A 20,386-nucleotide genomic window follows, 5' to 3' on the forward strand; every position below is an offset into this window, starting at 1 on the left:
GGGTCGTCGGGGTGCTCCCCCGACGGCCCCGGTGTCGCGCACAGACTGCTTCGCAACCGGCTTGCAACCAGCCCACCCGCACCGTGGGTGACCTCCCCTTCCCGCCCGGCCTAGTGTGAGCCGGGCCACCCCTTCGATCCCGCGCAGGAGATGACGACGTGAGCAACACCGATGAGACCCTGGCCAACCTGCTCCAGGAGGACCGCCGCTTCGAGCCGCCCGCCGAGCTGGCGGCGCACGCCAACCTCACCGCCGAGGCCTACGACCGCGCCGCCGCGGACCGCGAGGGCTTCTGGGCCGAGCAGGCGCAGCGGATCACCTGGGCCGAGCCGTTCACGCAGGTCCTCGACTGGAGCAACCCGCCCTTCGCGAAGTGGTACGTCGGGGGGAAGCTGAACGCGGCGTACAACTGCGTCGACCGGCACGTCGAGGCCGGGCGCGGCGACAAGGTCGCGATCCACTTCGTCGGCGAGCCCGTCGGTGACACGCGCTCGATCACCTACGCCGAGCTGCAGGACCTGGTCTCCCAGGCCGCCAACGCCCTCACCGACCTCGGTGTCGAGGCCGGTGACCGGGTCGCGATCTACATGCCGATGATCCCCGAGGCCGTCGTCACGATGCTGGCCTGCGCGCGCATCGGCGCCCCGCACACGGTCGTCTTCGGCGGCTTCTCCTCCGACGCGCTCGCCTCGCGCCTGGAGGACTGCCAGGCCAAGGTCGTCGTCACCGCCGACGGCGGCTACCGCCGCGGTGCCGCCTCGGCCCTCAAGCCGGCCGTCGACGAGGCCCGCGCCAAGGCCGAGACGCTGGGCCACACCGTGGAGAAGGTCCTCGTCGTGCGCCGCACCGGCCAGGACCTCGGCGACAACGGGTGGGACGACGCGGTGGACGTGTGGTGGCACGACGCCGTGGACAGCGCCTCGACCCAGCACACCCCGGAGGCCTTCGACGCCGAGCACCCGCTCTACGTCATGTACACCTCCGGCACGACCGGCAAGCCCAAGGGCATCCTGCACACCACGGGCGGCTACCTCGTGGGCTGCTCCTACACGCACTGGGCGGTCTTCGACCTCAAGGACGACGACGTCTACTGGTGCACCGCCGACATCGGCTGGGTGACCGGCCACTCCTACATCGTCTACGGCCCGCTGGCCAACGGCGTGACGCAGGTGCTCTACGAGGGCACCCCCGACTCCCCCGAGCGCGGCCGCTGGTGGGACATCATCGAGCAGCACGGGGTGACGATCTTCTACACCGCCCCCACCGCGATCCGCTCGTTCATGAAGCAGGGTCGCGAGATCCCCGACGCGCGCGACCTGTCCTCGCTGCGGCTCCTCGGCTCCGTCGGTGAGCCGATCAACCCCGAGGCCTACGTCTGGTACCGCCACGTCATCGGCGGCGACCGCACCCCGGTCGTCGACACCTGGTGGCAGACCGAGACCGGCTCGATCATGATCAGCCCCCTGCCCGGCGTCACCGCGGGCAAGCCGGGCTCGGCGATGATCCCGATCCCCGGCGTCGCGGCCGACGTCGTGGACGAGGAGGGCACGCCCGTCCCGAACGGCTCCGGCGGCTACCTGGTGCTCACCGAGCCGTGGCCCTCGATGCTGCGCACCATCTGGGGCGACGACGAGCGGTTCAAGGACACCTACTGGTCCCGCTTCGCCAAGCAGGGCTACTACTTCGCCGGCGACGGCGCCAAGAAGGACTCCGACGGCGACCTGTGGGTGCTGGGCCGGGTCGACGACGTGATGAACGTGTCGGGCCACCGCCTGTCCACCACCGAGATCGAGTCGGCCCTGGTCTCCCACCCGAAGGTCGCCGAGGCCGCGGTCGTGGGCGCCAAGGACGAGGACACCGGCCAGGCGGTCTGTGCGTTCGTCATCCTCCGCGAGGAGGCCGGCGACGGGGGCGACGACATCGTCGCCGAGCTGCGCAATCACGTCCGCAAGGAGATCGGCCCGATCGCGACCCCGCGGCAGATCATGGTCGTCCCCGAGCTGCCCAAGACCCGCTCGGGCAAGATCATGCGCCGCCTGCTGCGCGACGTCGCGGAGAACCGCGAGGTCGGGGACGTCACCACGCTGGCCGACTCCTCGGTGATGGACCTCATCTCCTCCGGCCTCTCGGGCGGCAAGGGCGACGAGTGAGCCCCGCCCGGCCGCCCAGTGGTGGCCGGGCAGCCGCCTGCGGGCCGGACCAGGAGCGACGCGGCGTACCGGTGAGCACCACCGGTACGCCGCGTCCCACCGCAGGGGGTGAACACCCGGACCGGTAGCGTGGTCTCTCGGTGCGCCGGGAAGTCTGGTCGGCAGGAATGCCAGCGACCCCTGCGAGGAGCAGCCCGTGTCCGAGCCCGACGACCGTCCCCGGGACACCCCCCTGTCCGGCTCCGAGCCGCCCGCCGACCCCACCCCGGTCGAGCCCAAGCCCTCGGACCCGCCGACCTCGAGCCGGGACACGACCCGCGGCGGTGCCACCCCCGCCGACCGCAGCCCCCGGCTCTTCAGCCGCGGCAGCTTCCTGGAGAGCAGTCGGGTCTCGGAGGTGCTGCGCGGCGAGACGACCGGCGGCCTGCTGCTCATCGTGGGCGCCGCGATCGCGATCATCTGGGCCAACACCGCCTACGCCGGCGCCTACGAGGCGATCCGCGACTTCAAGCCGATCTCCGAGCCGGTCGACCTCGGCGCGTTCTCCCTCCACCTCGACCTGACCATCGGCACGTGGGCGGCCGACGGCCTGCTGGCGATCTTCTTCTTCGTGGTGGGCCTGGAGCTCAAGCGCGAGTTCGTCGCCGGTGACCTGCGCGACCCGCGGCGCGCGGCGCTGCCGATGGCTGCGGCGGTGGGCGGCATGATCGCGCCGGCGCTCATCTACGTCGCCTGGAACCTCGGTCCCGACGGCGCGCTGGAGGGTTGGGCCATCCCGACCGCCACCGACATCGCCTTCGCCGTGGCGATCCTCGCCGTCATCAGCACCCACCTGCCCTCGGGCCTGCGGACCTTCCTGCTGACCCTGGCCGTGGTCGACGACCTGCTGGCCATCACGATCATCGCGCTCTTCTACACCGCCGACCTCGACGTCGCCTTCCTGCTGCTCGGCCTGGTGCCCATCGCCGTCTTCGCGCTGCTGGTGCAGAAGCGCATCCGTTCCGGCTGGCTGCTCCTGCCGCTGGCACTCCTGGCATGGGTGCTGATCCACGAGTCCGGCGTGCACGCGACCGTCGCCGGCGTCCTGCTCGGCTTCACGGTGCCGGTGCTGCGGCGCGACGGCGCCGACGGCCCCGGCCTCGCCGAGCACCTGGAGCACCTGGTGCGCCCGATCAGCGCCGGCTTCGCCGTACCCGTCTTCGCCTTCTTCGCCGCCGGGGTGACCGTCGGCGGCCTCTCCGGGCTCGCCGAGTCCATCACCGACCCGGTCGCGCTGGGCGTCGTCACCGGCCTGGTCGTCGGCAAGACCGTCGGCATCACCGGCGCGACCTGGCTGCTGTCGAAGTTCACCCGTGCCGAGCTCGACGACGAGCTCTCGTGGGTCGACGTCATCGGCCTGTCGATGCTCGCGGGCATCGGCTTCACGGTCTCCCTGCTCATCGGCGAGCTGGCCTTCGGCACCGGCTCCGAGCGTGACGAGCACGTGAAGGTCGGCGTCCTCGTGGGCTCGCTGACCTCGGTCGCGCTGGCGAGCATCGTGCTCAAGGCGCGGGACCGGGTCTACCAGCGGCTCAACGAGCTCGAGACCGTCGACGAGGACCTCGACGGCATCCCCGACGTGTTCCAGGGCGACCGCCGCTAGGTGTTCTGTCCACGCAGGTTGGGCACAAGGTCGGCCGGTGCCGGGCCGACCCGTGGGAGATCCAGCGGCGCCCCGCTGAACCTCACGCCCCGACGCTGAACCTGCACCGGTACCCCGTCAGCCCCAGCGGCGCCCCGCTGAACCTCACCGCGCCGAGGCACCCCTCGGGTCAGGCCTGGCCCTTCAGCGCCCGGGGGATCTCCTTGCCCTGCTTGATCGCGCGCTCGGGCGCCTTGACCTTCTTCACGCTGCGGACGCCGGCGAAGACCATCCCGCCCGCAAGCAGCAGGTAGAGGCCGAAGACGATGAGGAACGCCCAGTGCAGGTCCAGGCCCGAGCCGTTCCAGTGGATGAAGTAGGCCAGCGCGACCGACAGCATGATGATGGCCAGCACCGCGATGAAGGCGGCGGCCGCGAAGAGCCCGACACCCACACCACCGAACTTCGCGCTGATCTTGAGCTCGGACTTCGCGAGCTCGATCTCCTTGCTGATGAGCGTGGAGATGTCACGGCTGGCGTCGGCCACCAGACGCCCGATGGTCGGGTCGGTCTCCTTGACCTCTTCGATGGCCACTGCAACTCCTGGGACTCGGCTCGGGCTGACTGCCCGACCCTAGCGAACACCGGCCCCCTCCCACCCGGCCCTCCCGGGTGACCCGCGCCGGGTGGGTTCCCCGCCGCCGGCCCGAGGGTGCGCGGGGGCGTGGCCGGACGGGGACGCCCGCCGAGGAGCGTGGTTGGGTCTGGCGGCCTCCTCGTGAGGCACGAGCGAGGAGGCCGGTAGCGACGAGGCGGGCGTCCCCGGGAGGCCGCGACCCCGCGCGCCCACCCGCGGACCCTAGGACGCGCAGGCCCCCGTGGAGACCGGCTCCGTGCCCGCCCGACCCTGCTCGGCCGCGGTCTGCACCTGGTCGCGCGTCAGGGCGTAGCCGGTCTCGGCGTCGGTGACCGAGGCCGCGAACACCACGCCGACGACGTCGCCGCGCGGGTTGACGATCGGGCCGCCGGAGTTCCCGGGACGGACGAGGCCACGCAGCGAGAAGACCTCGCGGATCACCGTGCCGGTGCCGTAGATGTTGGGCGAGCGCAGCCGCTGCTCGGCGCGGATGCGGCCGGCGCGCACGTCGTACGGGCCGTCCTCGGGGTAGCCGACGATGACGATCGCGTCCTCGGGGGCGGCGTCGGCGAACTCCAGGACCGGCGCGGTGCCGGTGTCGACCTCGACCACCGCGACGTCGACGTCGGGGTTGTAGTAGACGACCTCGCCCTGCACGGTCTCCTCGCCGACCTGCACCTGCGGGGCGTCGACACCGGCCACCACGTGGGCGTTGGTCATGACCCGGTCGGGCGCGTAGACGAAGCCGCTGCCCTCGATGCCGGAGCCGCAGCGGTTGGTGCCGCGGATCTTCAGCACGCTGGGCCGGACCGCCTCCACGGCCGGACGGCGCAGCACCCGCTCGTTGCCGGGGGCCACCTGGACGATCCGCTCGGGGGCGAACGGCTCGAGGTAGCGGGGGAAGAAGCCGGTGCCGACGACGCCGTTGAAGGCCTGCAGGAGGCTGTCCGCGGAGGTCGGGAGTGCCTGGTCGACCTGGGCGAGCACGGTGGAGGAGCGCACCAGCGGGGTGATGCCGGCGATCCGGGAGCCGGAGACCGCCACGCCCAGGGCCCAGGCGACCAGCAGGACCGCCGCGGCGCTCAGCGCGGCACCACCGACCGCGTCGAGGGCGCGCACGGGCTGCCAGGTGATGCGCGCGCGCAGCCTGGCCCCGACGTACTGGAAGAGGGCCTGGCCCAGCGAGGCCGCGACGATCACGATGAACAGCGCGCCCAGCGAGACCAGCAGGGAGGGGTCGGCGTCGCCGAGCGCGATCGGTGCCAGCCAGATGCCGAGCAGTCCGCCGAGCAGCAGGCCGGCGGTGGCGGCGGCACCGGTGATGAAGCCCTGCCAGTAGCCCGACAGCGCGTAGGCCAGCACCAGCAGCAGGAGCAGCCAGTCGAGCAGGTTCATCAGAGGTCCTCCTCGATGTCGAGCATCTTGGCGGCCTCGGAGACCCGGTGGTCGGCGGAGAGCATGTAGTCGGGCAGGTCCTGGATGCGGGTCTCGTCCCACGGCCGGGTCCAGCCGAGGTAGTCGAAGAGGCGGGCGATGATGCCGCCGGTGAAGCCCCAGAGGATGACGTCCTTGTCCGGGCCGATGAGGAAGCCGGGGCTCTGGTAGCCCTTCGGGTGCCGCACGGTCACGCGGTGCTCGGGGTCGAGCAGCTCGGCGATCGGCGCGTGGTGGATGGCGTGCACCTCCGCCCGCGACGCGATGTGCACCCCCGACCGTTCGGCCCACCAGCCCAGGACCGGGGTGACGGCGAAGTTCGAGGGCGGCAGCCACAGCTCCGGCAGCCGGCCGAAGATCGTCACCTCGGCCGGGTCGAGCCCGACCTCCTCCTCGGCCTCGCGCAGCGCCGCCTCCTCGACGCTCTCGCCCGGGTCCAGCGAGCCGCCCGGGAAGGAGACCTGGCCGGGGTGGCTGCGCATGTCGTGGGCGCGCTCGGTGAGCAGCAGCTCGCCGCCGTGCTCCCCCTCACCGAAGAGCATGAGGACCGCGCCAGGGCGGGCCGAACCGTCCTCGGGCGGGGTGAACCGCGTCAGGTCGAGGGCGTCGATCGCCTCGGCGCCCTCCTTGACCGGCAGCAGCCAGTCAGGGAGTCGTACGTCGCTCACAGGCTCACTCCCAGGTGCGTCTCGACCAGGTCCTCGAGCTCCTCGACCGACTCCAGCTCGACGGGCAGCACGCGCGCGATCGTGCCGTCCTCGGCCACCAGGACCGTGGAGGGCAGCGCGGTCACGCGGAGCGGGTCCGCCTGCACGACGCCCTCGGGGTCGGCGACCGACGGGTAGGTGACGCCGCGCTCGGCGAGCTGCTCCATCGCCAGGCCGGTGTTGGGGTCCTGGAAGTCGATCCCGAGGACCGGCACGGTCTCGCCGTGCTCCTCGTGGAAGGCCTGCAGCACCGGCATCTCGCGGCGGCACGGGCCGCACCAGGACGCCCACACGTTGACCACCATCGGCCCGCGCAGGCTCGACAGGTCGATGTCCGGGCCGCCGCCGAAGCACGGCAGCACAACCTCGGGCAGGCCACCCTCGACGGGATCGCCCGTCCCGGGCACGCAGTCCTCGATGCCGGCCGCCTCCTTGGCCTCGCGCAGCTCGGCGGTGTCGACGTCGATGGCGGGCGGATTGGGCACGAACGACGCCTCGCCGTCGGAGCAGCCCGCGAGCACGAGGGCCGCGCCCGCGACGGCGAGCGCCCGGGCCACCCGGCGCCTCACGCGCGCCCCTCGGTGCGCACGAGCTTCGCCGCGGCCACGGGGTCCGTCGGCCCCGCGCCGTACGCCGGGCAGAGGCGGGCGACCGGGCAGGCACCACACGCGGGCTTCTGCGCGTGGCATCGTCGCCGGCCGTGCCAGATGAGCCGGTGGCTGAGCATCGTCCAGTCCTTGCGGGGGAACAGCGCCCCCACCGCGTGCTCGACCTTGACCGGGTCGGTCTCCTCGGTCCAGCCGAACCGACGCGCGAGCCGGCCGAAGTGGGTGTCGACGGTGATGCCCGGGACGTCGAAGGCGTTGCCGAGCACGACGTTGGCGGTCTTGCGGCCCACGCCTGGCAGCTTCACGAGCTCGGCCAGCCTCGGCGGCACCTGGCCCTCGTGGTGCTCGACGAGGTGGGCGGAGAGCTTGAGCAGCGACTCGGTCTTGGCCCGGAAGAAGCCGAGCGGGCCGACGATCCCCTCGAGGGTCTCGCGGTCCGCGGCGGCCATGGCCCGGGCGTCGGGGTAGGCCGCGAAGAGGGTGGGACGCACGGCGTTGACGCGCTTGTCTGTCGTCTGGGCGCTCAGCACGGTGACGACGAGCAGCTGGAACGGGTCGTCGAAGTCGAGCTCGCAGTGCGCGTCGGGGTAGGTCTCGGCCAGCACGCGGTGGATGCGACGGGCCCGCCGGGTCAGGGCGAGGGGGGACTCCGGCGCGGGCACAGCGCAACCCTACGAGACGGGTGCGACAGCCGGCTCGTGCGCCGTGACCGACCGCTGCTCACCGCGCTCCGGACCCCGGAACCCCTACGCGAGCAGGAACTTTGCCGGAAGGACCGCCACGCGGGTGGCGCCCCCGATGGTGCTTGTGATGAATTGCACTCGATAGGATCGTCACACGCAGACGTGCGTCGCGGGCCGCCCTGGTCCTCGCCGCTCCCCAAGGAGGTCCCGTGGACAACGACGTGCTCCGCCAGGCACCGCTCTTCAGCGCGCTCGACGACGAGGCGGCCTCGGCGCTGCGCGGCTCGATGAGCGAGAACCGGCTGCGCCGCGGCGACGTGCTCTTCCACGAGGGCGACTCCGGCGACAAGCTCTACGTCGTCCTCGACGGCAAGGTGAAGCTCGGCCGCACCTCCTCCGACGGTCGCGAGAACCTCCTGGCGATCCTCGGCCCCGGGCAGATGTTCGGCGAGCTCTCGCTCTTCGACCCGGGCCCGCGCTCGGCCACGGTCACCGCGGTCACCGATTGCTCCTTCGCCTCGCTGTCCCACGAGGACCTCCTGCGCTGGCTCGAGGGCCGCCCGGTCGTCGCCCGCGGCCTGCTCGCCCAGCTCGCCGGCCGGCTGCGCAAGGCCAACGACGTCGTGGCCGATCTGGTCTTCTCCGACGTCCCCGGCCGCGTCGCCAAGGCCTTGCTCGACCTGGCCGACCGCTTCGGCCGCACCGCCGACGACGGCGTCCACGTGCACCACGACCTCACGCAGGAGGAGCTCGCCCAGCTGGTCGGCGCCTCCCGCGAGACCGTCAACAAGGCGCTCGCCGACTTCGCCTCGCGCGGCTGGCTGCGCCTGGAGCCCCGCTCGGTCGTGATCATGGACGTCGAGCGGCTCAGCCGCCGCGCCCGCTGAGCCGGAGGACGCACCCGGTGGACTCGGACACCACTGCTCGTCGCATCCCGCGCGACTACCCGCCGTTCCTCTACATCCCCTGTCTCGCGCACGTGCGCGAGGCCGCGGGAGCCGAGGCGGTTTACCGCACGACGAAGGACGGCCGCACCGCCCTGCTCGTCTACTCAGCGCTCGACAGGCTGCACGCTTGCTGCGGCGAGGACCAGCCGTGGTTCGGACTGCCGACCCATGAGCTCCAACGTCTCTACGACGTCCGACCGTTCGACGTCGTCTACACCGATGTCTACGTCCCCGAGGAGCGGCGCGAGCCCGGTCCTCAGAGGCAGCCGCGGTGATCGCCGCCGAGGGTGGGGGCGGCACGGCCCCGTCGAGCCTGGTCGTCGATCCCGCCACGCTGACGCGGGTCGCGACCGGCCTGGGCACCGGCGCGGGCGAGCTCGACGCCTGCGGGAGCACGCGCCCCACCGCGAGTGGCACCGGACAGGCCGAGCCGCTGCTGCTGATGATCCTGGCAGCCGCGAGCGAGGCCGGGGCGAGGCTCTCCTACGAGTCCCGGGTCCTGGCCGCAGCGGTCGAGGACTGCAACGTCGCGGTGCAGGACACCGACGCCGTCGCCGCGGCCTCCTTCCTCGTCCAGGGGCTCAGGTCGTGAGCGATCTCGACACCGAGATCGAGGGCAGCAGCGCGGCGATCCGCTCCGTTGCCACCTGGCTCCGCTCCGACCTCGGCACCGGCTTCTCCGACCTCGGCGACACCGTGGCCGCCCAGCGCTCGGCTGCGCGGGGAGACTGGGAGGGCGAGGCCGCCACGGCGTTCGCTTCCCGTGCGGCCACTCTCGCCACCGCAGCCGATGAGGGCGCGCAGATCAGCGCTGCCGTCGCAGTCGACCTCGAGGCGCTTGCCACCGCGATGGAGAAAGCACAGGAGGAGATGGCCACTGTCCGCTCCCTCGCCATGAGCGCCGAACTGACAGTCGACGGCTTCTTCGTCCGACATCCGGGCCCGGGGCCGTCCGGGTCGAGACCCGGACCCGACGCCACACCTGCCCAAGCGGACGCTTGGGATGAGAGCGTGCGCCAGCACGAGCAGCGGGTGCGAACCTGGAACCGCTGTGTCGAGGACGCGAATGGCACGTGGAACAGGTGGCAGGCCGCGCTCGACGCGGCTGGCGCGGCTTGGGCACGTCATGACACGAGGTACGTCAACATCGCGGCCGCGCTCCTGTCAGCTGGCGTCCAGCTCGAGCTCATCCGACGTACGACGCCCATCCTCGTCGCCGAGGTCGACTCCATGCTCACGCGGGCGGCCGAGCTGCGCGTGCACGCCGATGCCCTCTACACCCCTGACGGCCGAGTACTCGACCGGAACCACTTCTACGACCTGCTCGACGAAGCGGACCGTCTCGACGACGCCCACCCCGCCGCCCGTGCGGGACTCCCCAACTGGGAGCTGCCGCGCGGACTCACTCGGGGGCTGTGGGTGCTCGACGTCGCGGCAGCCGGGTTCGGCATCTACTCGGACTGGGACGAGGAGGGGCCGACGCAGGCCATCGTCTCCAACGCCGTCCCCGCGACGGCCTCGATCGCCTCGGGTGTGCTAGCCGGCGCAGCAGCAGGCGCGGCTATCGGCACCCTCGTTCCGTTACCGGGAGTCGGGACGGCCGCTGGGGTCGTCGTCGGTGCTGGTGTAGGGCTCGTGGTCGGCTCGTTCACGTCCGGAGCCGTCGACAGCCTTTTCGAGTCCGGCGCCGACAGTCTGGGCGACTGGGGAGGCGCCGTCTCCGACGGGTTGGGCGAGCTCGGCGACACTGTCGGCAGCGTCGGAGATGGGGTAGGCGAGGTCTTTGACGCGATCTTCTGAAGGCCTTTCCACCCCTCGAACGGCGGGCGTTCTCTTCACGGCCGCGATCACGGGGGTGATCTGCGCAGGAGCCCTCTGGGCTGCCGCCACCGGGCAGCAGGACCGGACAGGCATGCTCGTCCTGGCGCTCTTCACCGGGTCGGTGTCACTCATGATGCTGGCCAGCCTCCGGGGCTACATGGACCCCTGGTCGGTCGCTGAGCTCGACGGCCACCCGGCCTGGCGACTGCGACTAGGGCCCACGCGCTTCCTCACGGTCGCTGTCGCCCTCGTCCTGGTCGCGACAGCCCTGGGTATCGGGCTCGGCGCCCTGAGCATCGCGGAGCAGTCCGCCGTCGGCGGCGTCATCGTGGGCGCCCTGGCGCTGGGCTTCCTGCTGCTCGCCGAGGAGATGGGGCGGGTCGCCGCGCGGGCACCGGCCCTGCTCATCGGGATCGACCGGCTGCGTCACGAAGGCGCCGGCATCGAGGTCGAGCTGGCCTGGGACGACGTGTCCTTCATCGACTACGTCCACCGGCGCTCCCGCTGGGCCAGTGTGCGCATCGGCGCCGCTCGCGACGCCACCACCCACCGCGCCCGCAAGAGGTTCTCCCTGCTCCCGCTCGACCACGTGCCCGAGGAGCCGGGGATCGAGGTCCGTCTCACGCTGCTCCAGGACCCCGCCGCCATCATGCGGCTGCTCCGGGACCTGCACATCGGCGACCGACCCACCCGCGAGGCGCTCATCCCCCGCGGCACTCCTGACCTCCCGATCAGGTGACCCCATTCCGACCCCCGTCTGCGTCTGACGGGGCGTGAGGGTGGGGCGGTGAGCAACGACCGGGCGGGCTTCGAGGCGTTCGTGGGCGCCCGCACGCCCGCGCTGACGCGCACGGCGTACCTCCTCACCGCGGACGCTCACCTCGCCGAGGACCTCGTGCAGTCCGCGCTGCTCAAGGCCGCCGAGCACTGGGGCCGCATCCACACCTCGGCGGAGGCCTACGTCCGCCGCACGATGTACCACCGCCAGGTCTCCTGGTGGCGACGTCGTGGCGACGTGCGCGAGCACAGCATCGAGGGGTACGACGCGGCGCACCGTGCCCCCGACCCCGACGTCGCCCTCAGCGTCCGCGAGGCGCTGGCGCTGCTGACCACGCGCCAGCGCACCGTGCTGGTGCTGCGCTTCTTCGAGGACCTCACCGAGCAGCAGGTCGCCGACGAGCTCGGCATCAGCCGCGGCTCGGTGAAGTCCACCACCCGTCAGGCGCTGGAGCGCCTGCGTCGTACGTCGCCGCACCTGGCCGAGCTCGTGGAGGACCCAGCATGAGCCCCGAGAACTCCCTGCGTGACCTGCTCGAGCGCGAGGCCGCTGCCGCCCCGCACGTCGTCGTCGCACCGGACACCTGGCGGCGCGGCCGTCGCCGCCGCGGGCTCAAGGCCGGTGCCGCGGTGGCCGCCACGGCGGCCGTCGTCGTCGGGATCTCCGTCGGTCCGGGTCTCCTCTCCGACCCGAACGTCCAGCTGCGGCCGGCCGGCCCGACCAGCGACCTGGGCCTCCCCGACCATCTCCATGCGCCTCCAGAGCGGATGTCGGACGTCGACACCGAGTTCGGTGGCTGGGTCCGCGACGAGGTGCTGCGCGGCGCCGAGCTGGCCGTCGGCCCTGCTGCGGCGGCCTGGGTGACCCCCGGCGGGTTGCCCGTCGTCGTCGACGCGGAGACCGGAGAGCACCACCTCCTGGACCTACCGGACGTGGTGTCGGCCGACCTGGAGGCGCGGTCGTTCGCCGGTGCCGACTGGCTGCCGCTGGCGCTCTCGCCCGACGGCGCCCGGCTCGCCTACGGCACGGCACGGTTCGGTCGGGACGGGGTGATCACCGGCATCCGGGTCCTCGACCTGACCACCGGCGAGGGCGAGTGGCGCCGTGAGCTGGCGGGTGGCGCCGGGATCGTCGTGACCGAGCTGTCCTGGTCCCCATCCGGCACGTGGGTCGGCTGGCAGGGGCGGCAGACGCGGGAGTGGACCGGGTCGTCGATCGGAGGCTCGCTGCCGGTGGCCGGGGTCGTCGAGGCAGACGTCGACGGACCCGTCATCGGCGTGGGCGGGGGTGGCGCGGTCCTCGCCCGGAACGACGCGTCGGCGTACGTCGTCGAACCCGGCTCGATCGAGACCCTGACGGCCTGTCCGCCGAACAACCGCGCAGGTGCGATCTGCGCCCCTGCGGCGCGGGGCTGGACCTCAGTGGGCGTGGACCTCTCGCCCGGCGCAGTGCTCTCGCCCGACGGATCGACCGCAGCCCTCAGCGTCTACGACGGCTACGACCTCGTCACGCTCGACCTGCGCACTCGCGAGGTGACGGTCGGCGCCGAGGGGATGCCCGACCCCGGACCGTGGCACGTCGATGCCCTCGGATGGATCGACGACGAGCACGTGCTGGTGCTCCGCGACGACGACGAGGGCTCGGACGGGACGCTGTCGGTCGTTCCCGTCGACCCCGAGGCCGGCGCGAGCGTCGACGTCGGGACCGTCGACTCCGCCGTCGGACGACCCAGCGTCGCGATCGACCTGGTCACCCTCGACCGGCCGACGGTCGAGCGCCCCGACCCCGACTGGCCTTGGAGCGAGGAGCGGTGGGTGGCGACGCTCGGTGGCGGAGCACTGCTCGTGCTCCTGCTGCTGGGTCTCGGGCTGCTGCTCCGACGACGCGCGTAGCCAGACGGTCACAACAGGCCTGTCCCCCGCTCGGCCAGGCGTGGAGGACCCGGCCGTGGTCCCGCTGTGACCGTCTGGGTACGACGGTTCGCTCAGCGACCCCGCAAGTAGGCCAGCTGCGCGCGGACGGAGAGCTCGGCGGCGCCCCACAGGACGGGGTCGACGTCGGCGTACACGACCTCGACGACGCGGCGTGGGAGGTCCTCCTCCGACAACGCCTCGTCCTCGAGCTGGCCCAGGGCGGCCTGGACCTGGTCGAGCCGGGCCTGGCGATGGTCGCGGTAGTAGGTGAGCGCCGTCAGGGCGTCGCTGATCACCGGGCCGTGGCCGGGCCAGACCGCGGTGGCCTCCTCGCGCTCGGCGAGGGCGTGCAGCCGGTCGAGGGAGTCGAGGTAGGCGCCGAGCTGGCCGTCGGGGTGCGCGACCACGGTGGTGCCGCGGCCCAGGACCGTGTCACCGGTCAGCACGACCCGGTCGGCGGGCAGCACGAAAGACAGCGAGTCGGCGGTGTGGCCGGGCGTGCCGACGACGTGCACCTCGAGGCCGTCGACCTCGACCACGTCGCCGTCGGCGAGGCCCTCGGAGCCCAGGCGGTACCCCGGGTCCAGGGCGCGTACGCCGCAGCCGACCGCCTCCGCGAACTCCCGGGCGGCCTCGGAGTGGTCTGCGTGGTGGTGCGTGAGGAGCACGGCACCGACGTTGCCCCGGCCCCCGGCCGCCTCGGCGAGGGCGGCGAGGTGCCCGGGGTCCGAGGGCCCCGGGTCGACGACGACCGAGCGCCGCCCGCCGGGCTCGCGCAGCACCCAGGAGTTGGTGCCGTCCAGCGTCATGATGTTCGGGTTCGGGGCGAGCACGCAGCGGCCCCGCTCCCCGAAGGACCCGCCGGCCCAGGCGCCCTCGCTCATCCGCGACTCACGACCGCCGCGCGGCCAGCACCGGCCGCAACCGGTCGGGCATCGACAGCGTCCAGCCGTCGTCGAGCGGCTCGACCGAGGGGCAGAACATCTCCAACCGTCGGTCCGTGGCGGCCGCGAGGACCGCGTCGGTGTCGGCGTACGTGCCGACCTCCATGGAGACCAGGTAGGTCGGCGGCATCATCGCCAGGCCGCCGGAGTCGGCCTCGTCGGCGGCCACCGCCGCGGGCAGCCACGTGACCGAGGACGACTCCGAGGACACGTCGCGGGTCAGCTGCCCCTCGGGCAGCCGGGCGACGAAGAACCACGTGCGGTAGCGCTTGGGCTCGAAGACCGGCGTCAGCCAGGCGTCCCAGGCGCCGAGCAGGTCGGTGCGCAGCACCAGCCCGCGGCGGTCCAGGACCTCGGTCAGCGAGATCTCGCGGCCCTCGAGGGCGACCCGGTCGGCCTCCCAGTCCTCGCCGCTGGTGTCGGCGACGACGTCGTCGGGCGAGGTGCCGGCCAGCAGGACACCGGACTCCTCGAAGGTCTCGCGCACGGCGGCACAGACCAGGGCCCGCGCCTCCGACTCCGAGCACCCCAGGCGCTCGGCCCAGACGGCCGCCGGCGGTCCGGCCCAGTGCTCGTCCTCGAGCTCCACGTCGCGCGGGTCCACCCCGCCGCCGGGGAAGACCGCCATGCCGCCGGCGAAGTCCATGGAGAGCTGGCGACGCAGGTAGTAGGCCTCGGGACCGGCCGGGGAGTCGCGCAGCAGGATCACGGTCGCCGCGTCGCGCGGCTCGACCGCGGTGCGGGTGCCGTCGTCGTACTCCCGGGCCACGTCCACGACCGCCTCCGGCAGCGGGACGGGCGGCAGCGGGATCCTCACGCCGAGCCGTCCGCGACCTCGACCAGCAGCTCGACCTCGACGGGCGCGTCGAGCGGCAGGACCGGCACGCCGACGGCCGAGCGCGCGTGCACGCCCGCCTCGCCGAAGACCTGGCCGAGCAGCTCCGAGGCACCGTTGGCGACACCGGGCTGGCCGGTGAAGTCGGGGGTGGAGGCCACGAACGCCACGACCTTCACGACCCGGCGGACCCGGGACAGCTCGCCGACCTCGGCCTTGATCGCCGCGATCGCGTTGAGCACGCACTGCTGGGCGCAGGCGTAGGCCTCCTCGGCGGTGACCTCGCCACCGACCTTGCCGCTGATGATCAGCTCACCGGAGCGCACCGGCAACTGGCCGGAGGTGTAGACGTGGTTGCCCGAGCGGACCGCCGGGACGTACGCCGCGACCGGCTTCGCCACCTCGGGGACGGCCAGCCCCAGCTCGGCCAGCCGCTCCTCCGGGGTCATCGCCCCGGTCACGCTCCGCCCGATCCCTGGGAAGGCCGCTTCAAGAAAGCGATCAGCCCGCCCTGGGCGTTGGTCTGGATGGTCACCAGCTCCCAGCCGTCCTGGCCGAAGTTGTTGAGCATCAGTGCCTCGTTGTGGAGCGGAATCGGCGCCACCTGGTACTCCCACGTCGTCATGGTGGTGACCCTACTCACCACGGCGACCGCCTCGACAGGGCCCGGACCCACGACGGCCGGCACCGGGGACCGGTGCCGGCCGTCGTACGCCGAGGTGTGCTGCGCCGGGTCAGCGCTGCGTGGGGACCGTCGGGTCCTTGCGCAGCTCCTCGGTGACCTCGTCTGCCACCTGCTGGGCGAACCACTGGCGACGGCGCTTCTGGTACCACCGGTGCTCGGCGAGCAGCGCCTTCGTGGTGGCCACGACCATCAGCACCATCACGATGCTGAACGGCAGCGCCACCAGGATCGACATGGTCTGCAGCGCCGCGAGCCCGCCGGCCCCGACGACGAGGAGCACGATCGCGACCGCGCCCTCCATCACAGCCCAGAAGGCACGGCTCCACCGCGGCGGGTCCAGGTCGCCGCCCTCGGCCAGCATGTCGACCACGAACGAGCCCGAGTCGGAGCTGGTCACGAAGAAGACCACGATGAGCACCAGCGCGGCGACGCTGAGGATGGTGCCGAAGGGCAGGCCGGAGAGCAGCTCGAAGAGCGCGGTGTCGGTGTTGACCGCGCCGTCGACGACCAGCCCGCCCTCGCCGAACATCTCGCGGTACAGCGCGGAACCGCCGAGGACCGAGAACCACAGGAAGGTCACCAGGGTCGGCACGAGCATCACGCCGAGCACGAACTGGCGCACCGTGCGACCGCGGGAGATGCGGGCGATGAAGACCCCGACGAACGGCGCCCAGCTCATCCACCAGCCCCAGTAGTAGGTGGTCCAGCCCGACAGCCACGAGGCCCCGTCCTCGCCCTGGAAGGGCCGCACGTTGAAGGACATCCGCAGGAAGTTCTGCAGGTAGGACCCGATCTGGGTGACGAAGTCGCTCAGCAGGAAGACCGTGGGCCCGAGCACGAGCACGAGGAGCAGGAAGACGCCGGCCAGTCCCATGTTGAGGTTGGACAGCAGCTTGATGCCCTTGTCGACGCCGGAGAGGACCGAGGCCAGGGCGATGGCGGTGATGGCGACGACCAGCACGACCAGGAGCGGCGTGCCGGCCTCGTCGACGACGCCCAGGAAGGACAGGCCGGACCCGAGCTGGGTCACGCCGAAGCCGAGCGAGGTGGCGACGCCGAAGAGCGTGCCGAGGATGGCGATGATGTCGACGACGTCGCCCCAGAAGCCGAGGATGCGCTTGCCGAAGAGCGGCTCCAGCGCGTAGCGGATCGAGATCGGCCGACCCTTGCGGTGCACGGCGTACGCGATGGCCAGGCCGACCACGACGTAGATCGCCCAGGCGTGCAGGCCCCAGTGCAGGAAGGTCGTGTCCAGCGCGGTGCGCGCCGTGGTGGCGGCGTCACCGGCGGCCGAGCCCGGTGGCGGGGCGGCGTAGTGGTTCAGCGGCTCGGCGACGCCCCAGTAGACGAGGCCGATGCCCATGCCGGCGGCGAAGAGCATCGCGAACCACGAGCCGAGCCCGAACTCCGGGTCCTCGTCGTCCTTGCCGAGCACGATGTCGCCCATCGGGGACAACGCCGCCCAGAGGGCGAAGCCGACGAAGCCGGTCACGACGGCGACGTAGAACCAGCCGAGGTCCTGCACCACGGTCTCGTTGGCCTTCGTCAGCAGCTCCGACATGCCCGTGGGGAAGGTCGCGGCCAGGGCCACGAACAACAGCAGCAGCACCGCGGAGGGGATGAACACCCGCGGCGCCGCCATCCGGAACCGGCCGGGACCACCACCTGGGCCCGAGCCGGGCGGCGCGTCGGGGCCGTCCGGGCTGTCGCTGGAGCGGGGGGATGGTGCGGTGGTGGTCATGACGTCTCCTGTGGGGGTGTCGTACAGGCCGTCGGGGATCGTGCCCGCTGTCGCGCGGCGCACACGTGGGCTGCACCACCCCTCCAGGTGGGTGGCTAGGGTTCGCTCGTGAGCAGCGACTGGCCGCGCGTGCGGCTGCACGTGGTCACGGGCAAGGGCGGCACGGGCAAGACGACCGTGGCCGCGTCCCTCGCCCTGGCCCTGGCCTCCCACGGCAAGAACGTCCTGGTCTGCGAGGTCGAGGGCCGCCAGGGCCTGGCGCGGATGTTCGACGTCGACCCCCTGCCGTACGCCGAGACGCGGATCGCCACGGGCCTCCGGGGCCCCGACGGGAAGCCGCCGGGCACCGTCCACGCGCTGCACATCGACCCGGAGTCCGCGCTGCTGGAGTACCTCGCGATGTACTACCGCCTCGGCCGCGCCGGGAAGGCGCTGGACCGCTTCGGGGTCGTCGAGTTCGCCACGACCATCGCCCCCGGCGTCCGCGACGTGCTGCTCACCGGCAAGGTCTTCGAGGCGGTGCAGCGCAACAGCCGCAACAAGGGCGCCATCGAGTACGACGCGGTCGTGCTCGACGCGCCGCCGACCGGCCGGATCGTGCAGTTCCTCAACGTCAGCGACGAGCTCGCCGGGCTGGCCAAGGTCGGCCCGATCAAGTCGCAGGCCGACACGATGATGACGCTCTTCCGCTCCCCCCGCACCGCCGTGCACCTGGTGACCGTGCTGGAGGAGATGCCCGTGCAGGAGACCGCCGACGGCATCGCCGAGCTGCGCGCCGCCGGGCTGCCCGTGGGCGGGGTGGTGGTCAACCTGGTCCGCCCCCGCGCGCTCCCGGACGAGACCCTCGCGCTCGCGGGTGCGGGGAAGCTGGACAAGGAGGCCGTCCGGGCCGACCTGGAGCGGGTCGGCTTGAGCACGACCAAGGCGCTGGTCGACGGTCTGGCCGCAGAGGCGCGCGACCACGCCGAGCGACGGGCGCTCGAGGAGTCCCAGCGGGCCCTCGTGCAGCAGATGGGCGTGCCGACGTACGAGCTGGAGCGGCTGGCGGGCGGCATCGACATGGGTGCGCTCTACGACCTCGCCGCGACGATGCGCGACCAGGGGCTGGCATGAGCACGACGCAGGGAGCCGGCCGCGCGACGACCCGCGCGACGACCCGCGCGACGACCCGGGGCAAGGGCCGGGTGGGCCCCCTGGCCGCCCACCCCGGCACGACCACCCGCCTGGACGTGGACGCCCTCATCGACGACCCCGCCACCGGCATCATCGTGTGCTGCGGCTCCGGCGGCGTCGGCAAGACCACGACCTCCGCGGCGCTGGCGCTGCGCGCGGCCGAGCGCGGCCGCAAGGTCGTCGTCCTCACCATCGACCCCGCCCGCCGGCTGGCGCAGTCGATGGGCATCGAGGCCCTCGACAACACCCCGCGCCCGGTGGCCGGGATCGACCCGGCCGCCGGCGGCAGCCTGGACGCGATGATGCTGGACATGAAGTCGACCTTCGACGAGGTCGTCCTCAGCCAGGCCTCGCCCGAGAAGGCCAAGCAGATCCTCGAGAACCCCTTCTACATCGTGCTCTCGACCTCCTTCGCCGGGACGCAGGAGTACATGGCGATGGAGAAGCTGGGGCAGATCCACGCCGACGCCCAGGAGCGCGGCACCTACGACCTGATCGTCGTCGACACCCCGCCCTCGCGCTCGGCGCTGGACTTCCTCGATGCACCCGAGCGGCTCTCCAGCTTCCTCGACGGCCGCTTCATCCGACTGATGCTCGCGCCCGCCAAGGGTCCGGCCCGGCTGATGACCGCCGGCCTCGGCCTCGTCACCGGGGCGCTGACCAAGGTGCTCGGGGCCCAGGTGCTGACCGACCTGCAGACCTTCGTCGCGGCGATCGACACCGTCTTCGGCGGGTTCCGCGTGCGCGCGCAGAAGACCTACGCGCTGCTGCAGGACCCGTCCACGGCGTTCGTCGTCGTGGCCGCGCCCGAGCCGGACGCGCTGCGCGAGGCGGCGTACTTCGTCGAGCGGCTCGAGGGCGACCGGATGCCCCTGGCCGGGCTCGTGGTCAACCGCGCCAGCCCGCAGCCGCGCGGGAAGCTGTCGGCCGAGGAGGCCAGCGCCGCCGTGCAGCGGCTCGAGGCCGCCGGGGACGCGCCCGCGGACGGGCCGGGTGACCCCACGCTGACGGCCGGGCTGCTGCGACTGCACGCGGACCGGATGACGACGCTGGCGCGCGAGGCGCAGCTGCGGGCGCGCTTCGAGGCCGGGCACCCCGGTGTCCCCACCGCGGTGGTGCCCGCGCTGGCCAGCGACGTGCACGACCTCGGCGGGCTGCGCCGGGTCGGCGAGCTGCTCGCCGACGGCTGAGCGACGCCCGCGGACCGGCCGCTGGTCACGGACGCACTGCACCCGCACCCGCTCCACGGCGTACGCCGGTGGGCGGGTCGGGCAGGGACCCGGCTCAGGCCGGGTGCGAGACCTTCTCGGTCGCGGCGGTCGTCTGCGTCCCGGTGCGGGCGCTCTCCAGGACCTGGCGCCACGAGGCGGTCGGCCGACGACGCAGCAGCGCGCGGCGCTCCCGCTCGGTCATGCCGCCCCAGACGCCCCACTCGATCTGGTTGTCGAGCGCCTCGGCGAGGCACTCGGTGCGCACCGGGCAGCCCTGGCAGACCTGCTTGGCCTTGTTCTGCTCCGCTCCCCGGACGAACAGCTGATCCGGCGACGCCGACTTGCACGCGGCGCGCGGAGTCCAGTCCTCAACCCACATGATGTCCCCACATCTGTCGAGGAGCAGGTAACGCGTCCCCATGACGCCTGCCCCCATGTCCCTGCCACAAAGTTAAGGGCCACGGCTGTGTGGGGGCAGACACGTTCAGCCCAATGCGC

Annotated in this window: 22 protein-coding genes; 11 read left to right on the forward strand and 11 right to left on the reverse strand. The window is 72.7% G+C overall.

Annotated features, from left to right (window positions below; genetic code table 11):
• Positions 1-158: 158 nt before the first annotated feature.
• Both acs and nhaA read left to right on the forward strand, forming a co-directional pair.
• On the forward strand, positions 159-2,150 hold the full coding sequence (gene acs, locus ACYVID_RS16450) for an acetate--CoA ligase (protein ID WP_460738892.1): 1,992 nt from the start codon (positions 159-161) through the stop codon (positions 2,148-2,150).
• A gap of 373 nt (positions 2,151-2,523) precedes the next feature.
• Entirely contained in the window at positions 2,524-3,792 is a 1,269-nt protein-coding gene (gene nhaA, locus ACYVID_RS16455) for a Na+/H+ antiporter NhaA (RefSeq protein WP_460738947.1), read from the forward strand.
• Positions 3,793-3,961: 169 nt separating this feature from the next.
• On the opposite strand, the gene ACYVID_RS16460 is transcribed toward nhaA, so the two are convergent.
• The 5 genes from ACYVID_RS16460 to nth form a co-directional block, all read right to left on the reverse strand.
• Positions 3,962-4,366: a phage holin family protein gene (locus ACYVID_RS16460; RefSeq protein ID WP_460738894.1), complete on the reverse strand. Its 405-nt coding sequence runs from the start codon at positions 4,364-4,366 to the stop codon at positions 3,962-3,964.
• Positions 4,367-4,630: 264 nt separating this feature from the next.
• Entirely contained in the window at positions 4,631-5,803 is a 1,173-nt protein-coding gene (locus ACYVID_RS16465; RefSeq protein WP_460738896.1) for a MarP family serine protease, read from the reverse strand.
• Complete coding sequence (locus tag ACYVID_RS16470) at positions 5,803-6,510, reverse strand: NUDIX hydrolase (RefSeq protein ID WP_460738898.1); 708 nt, start codon at positions 6,508-6,510, stop codon at positions 5,803-5,805. Before ACYVID_RS16470 ends, ACYVID_RS16465 begins: the two co-directional genes overlap by 1 nt.
• Positions 6,507-7,118: a TlpA disulfide reductase family protein gene (locus ACYVID_RS16475; RefSeq protein WP_460738900.1), complete on the reverse strand. Its 612-nt coding sequence runs from the start codon at positions 7,116-7,118 to the stop codon at positions 6,507-6,509. The genes ACYVID_RS16470 and ACYVID_RS16475 overlap by 4 nt, the downstream gene beginning before the upstream one ends.
• The gene (gene nth / locus ACYVID_RS16480; protein ID WP_460738902.1) at positions 7,115-7,819 is read right to left on the reverse strand and encodes an endonuclease III; all 705 of its coding nucleotides are present in this window, start codon (positions 7,817-7,819) and stop codon (positions 7,115-7,117) included. The genes ACYVID_RS16475 and nth overlap by 4 nt, the downstream gene beginning before the upstream one ends.
• 230 nt (positions 7,820-8,049) lie before the next feature.
• On the opposite strand from nth, the gene ACYVID_RS16485 reads away from it, so the two are divergent.
• The 7 genes from ACYVID_RS16485 to ACYVID_RS16515 all read left to right on the forward strand — a co-directional run bounded on the left by ACYVID_RS16485 (position 8,050) and on the right by ACYVID_RS16515 (position 13,278).
• Positions 8,050-8,727 (forward strand): Crp/Fnr family transcriptional regulator, encoded by a 678-nt coding sequence (locus ACYVID_RS16485; protein ID WP_300645476.1) that lies wholly within the window; start codon positions 8,050-8,052, stop codon positions 8,725-8,727.
• A 17-nt stretch (positions 8,728-8,744) separates the two neighbouring features.
• A complete protein-coding gene (locus tag ACYVID_RS16490) occupies positions 8,745-9,062 on the forward strand; it encodes an SAV_915 family protein (RefSeq protein ID WP_460738904.1) in 318 nt (105 codons plus the stop codon).
• A complete protein-coding gene (locus ACYVID_RS16495; RefSeq protein ID WP_460738906.1) occupies positions 9,059-9,379 on the forward strand; it encodes a hypothetical protein in 321 nt (106 codons plus the stop codon). Before ACYVID_RS16490 ends, ACYVID_RS16495 begins: the two co-directional genes overlap by 4 nt.
• Positions 9,376-10,587, forward strand: a complete 1,212-nt coding sequence (locus tag ACYVID_RS16500) for a hypothetical protein (protein WP_460738908.1) — start codon at positions 9,376-9,378, stop codon at positions 10,585-10,587. The genes ACYVID_RS16495 and ACYVID_RS16500 overlap by 4 nt, the downstream gene beginning before the upstream one ends.
• Before the next feature lie 112 nt (positions 10,588-10,699).
• Positions 10,700-11,347 (forward strand): hypothetical protein, encoded by a 648-nt coding sequence (locus ACYVID_RS16505; RefSeq protein ID WP_460738910.1) that lies wholly within the window; start codon positions 10,700-10,702, stop codon positions 11,345-11,347.
• Positions 11,348-11,395: 48 nt separating this feature from the next.
• The gene (locus tag ACYVID_RS16510; RefSeq protein WP_460738912.1) at positions 11,396-11,893 is read left to right on the forward strand and encodes a SigE family RNA polymerase sigma factor; all 498 of its coding nucleotides are present in this window, start codon (positions 11,396-11,398) and stop codon (positions 11,891-11,893) included.
• Positions 11,890-13,278 carry a hypothetical protein gene (locus ACYVID_RS16515; protein WP_460738914.1) on the forward strand — a complete coding sequence of 463 codons (1,389 nt, stop codon included), beginning with the start codon at positions 11,890-11,892 and terminating at the stop codon, positions 13,276-13,278. Before ACYVID_RS16510 ends, ACYVID_RS16515 begins: the two co-directional genes overlap by 4 nt.
• A 92-nt stretch (positions 13,279-13,370) precedes the next feature.
• Here ACYVID_RS16515 and ACYVID_RS16520 read toward each other — a convergent pair whose 3' ends face one another.
• From ACYVID_RS16520 to ACYVID_RS16540, 5 genes are all read right to left on the reverse strand, one after another.
• Positions 13,371-14,183, reverse strand: coding sequence for an MBL fold metallo-hydrolase (locus ACYVID_RS16520; protein WP_460738916.1), 813 nt, complete (start codon positions 14,181-14,183; stop codon positions 13,371-13,373).
• Between the two features lie 7 nt (positions 14,184-14,190).
• Positions 14,191-15,060 (reverse strand): NUDIX hydrolase, encoded by an 870-nt coding sequence (locus ACYVID_RS16525; protein WP_460738918.1) that lies wholly within the window; start codon positions 15,058-15,060, stop codon positions 14,191-14,193.
• Entirely contained in the window at positions 15,057-15,527 is a 471-nt protein-coding gene (locus ACYVID_RS16530) for a RidA family protein (RefSeq protein WP_460738949.1), read from the reverse strand. Before ACYVID_RS16530 ends, ACYVID_RS16525 begins: the two co-directional genes overlap by 4 nt.
• Positions 15,528-15,535: 8 nt before the next feature.
• Positions 15,536-15,724, reverse strand: a complete 189-nt coding sequence (locus ACYVID_RS16535; protein WP_460738920.1) for a DUF4177 domain-containing protein — start codon at positions 15,722-15,724, stop codon at positions 15,536-15,538.
• A gap of 88 nt (positions 15,725-15,812) precedes the next feature.
• Entirely contained in the window at positions 15,813-17,504 is a 1,692-nt protein-coding gene (locus ACYVID_RS16540; RefSeq protein ID WP_460738922.1) for a BCCT family transporter, read from the reverse strand.
• Positions 17,505-17,612: 108 nt separating this feature from the next.
• Here ACYVID_RS16540 and ACYVID_RS16545 point away from each other — a divergent pair, with 108 nt between their 5' ends.
• Positions 17,613-18,617, forward strand: a complete 1,005-nt coding sequence (locus ACYVID_RS16545) for an ArsA-related P-loop ATPase (RefSeq protein ID WP_460738924.1) — start codon at positions 17,613-17,615, stop codon at positions 18,615-18,617.
• Positions 18,614-19,867 (forward strand): ArsA family ATPase, encoded by a 1,254-nt coding sequence (locus ACYVID_RS16550; protein WP_460738926.1) that lies wholly within the window; start codon positions 18,614-18,616, stop codon positions 19,865-19,867. The genes ACYVID_RS16545 and ACYVID_RS16550 overlap by 4 nt, the downstream gene beginning before the upstream one ends.
• A gap of 94 nt (positions 19,868-19,961) precedes the next feature.
• Here the strand turns inward: ACYVID_RS16550 and ACYVID_RS16555 are convergent, their stop codons facing one another.
• On the reverse strand, positions 19,962-20,267 hold the full coding sequence (locus tag ACYVID_RS16555) for a WhiB family transcriptional regulator (protein ID WP_460738951.1): 306 nt from the start codon (positions 20,265-20,267) through the stop codon (positions 19,962-19,964).
• Between the last annotated feature and the right edge of the window lie 119 nt (positions 20,268-20,386).

The organism is Nocardioides ginkgobilobae (assembly GCF_054781275.1).

What these genes read in the sequence shown, in the direction of transcription:
- ACYVID_RS16555 (WP_460738951.1), bottom strand. Translation starts at nt 20,267, where the DNA reads ATGTGGGTTGAGGACTGGACTCCGCGCGCCGCGTGCAAGTCGGCGTCG.
- ACYVID_RS16465 (WP_460738896.1), bottom strand. Translation starts at nt 5,803, where the DNA reads ATGAACCTGCTCGACTGGCTGCTCCTGCTGCTGGTGCTGGCCTACGCG.
- ACYVID_RS16505 (WP_460738910.1), top strand. Translation starts at nt 10,700, where the DNA reads ATGCTCGTCCTGGCGCTCTTCACCGGGTCGGTGTCACTCATGATGCTG.
- ACYVID_RS16530 (WP_460738949.1), bottom strand. Translation starts at nt 15,527, where the DNA reads ATGACCCCGGAGGAGCGGCTGGCCGAGCTGGGGCTGGCCGTCCCCGAG.
- ACYVID_RS16520 (WP_460738916.1), bottom strand. Translation starts at nt 14,183, where the DNA reads ATGAGCGAGGGCGCCTGGGCCGGCGGGTCCTTCGGGGAGCGGGGCCGC.
- ACYVID_RS16550 (WP_460738926.1), top strand. Translation starts at nt 18,614, where the DNA reads ATGAGCACGACGCAGGGAGCCGGCCGCGCGACGACCCGCGCGACGACC.
- ACYVID_RS16540 (WP_460738922.1), bottom strand. Translation starts at nt 17,504, where the DNA reads ATGACCACCACCGCACCATCCCCCCGCTCCAGCGACAGCCCGGACGGC.
- ACYVID_RS16515 (WP_460738914.1), top strand. Translation starts at nt 11,890, where the DNA reads ATGAGCCCCGAGAACTCCCTGCGTGACCTGCTCGAGCGCGAGGCCGCT.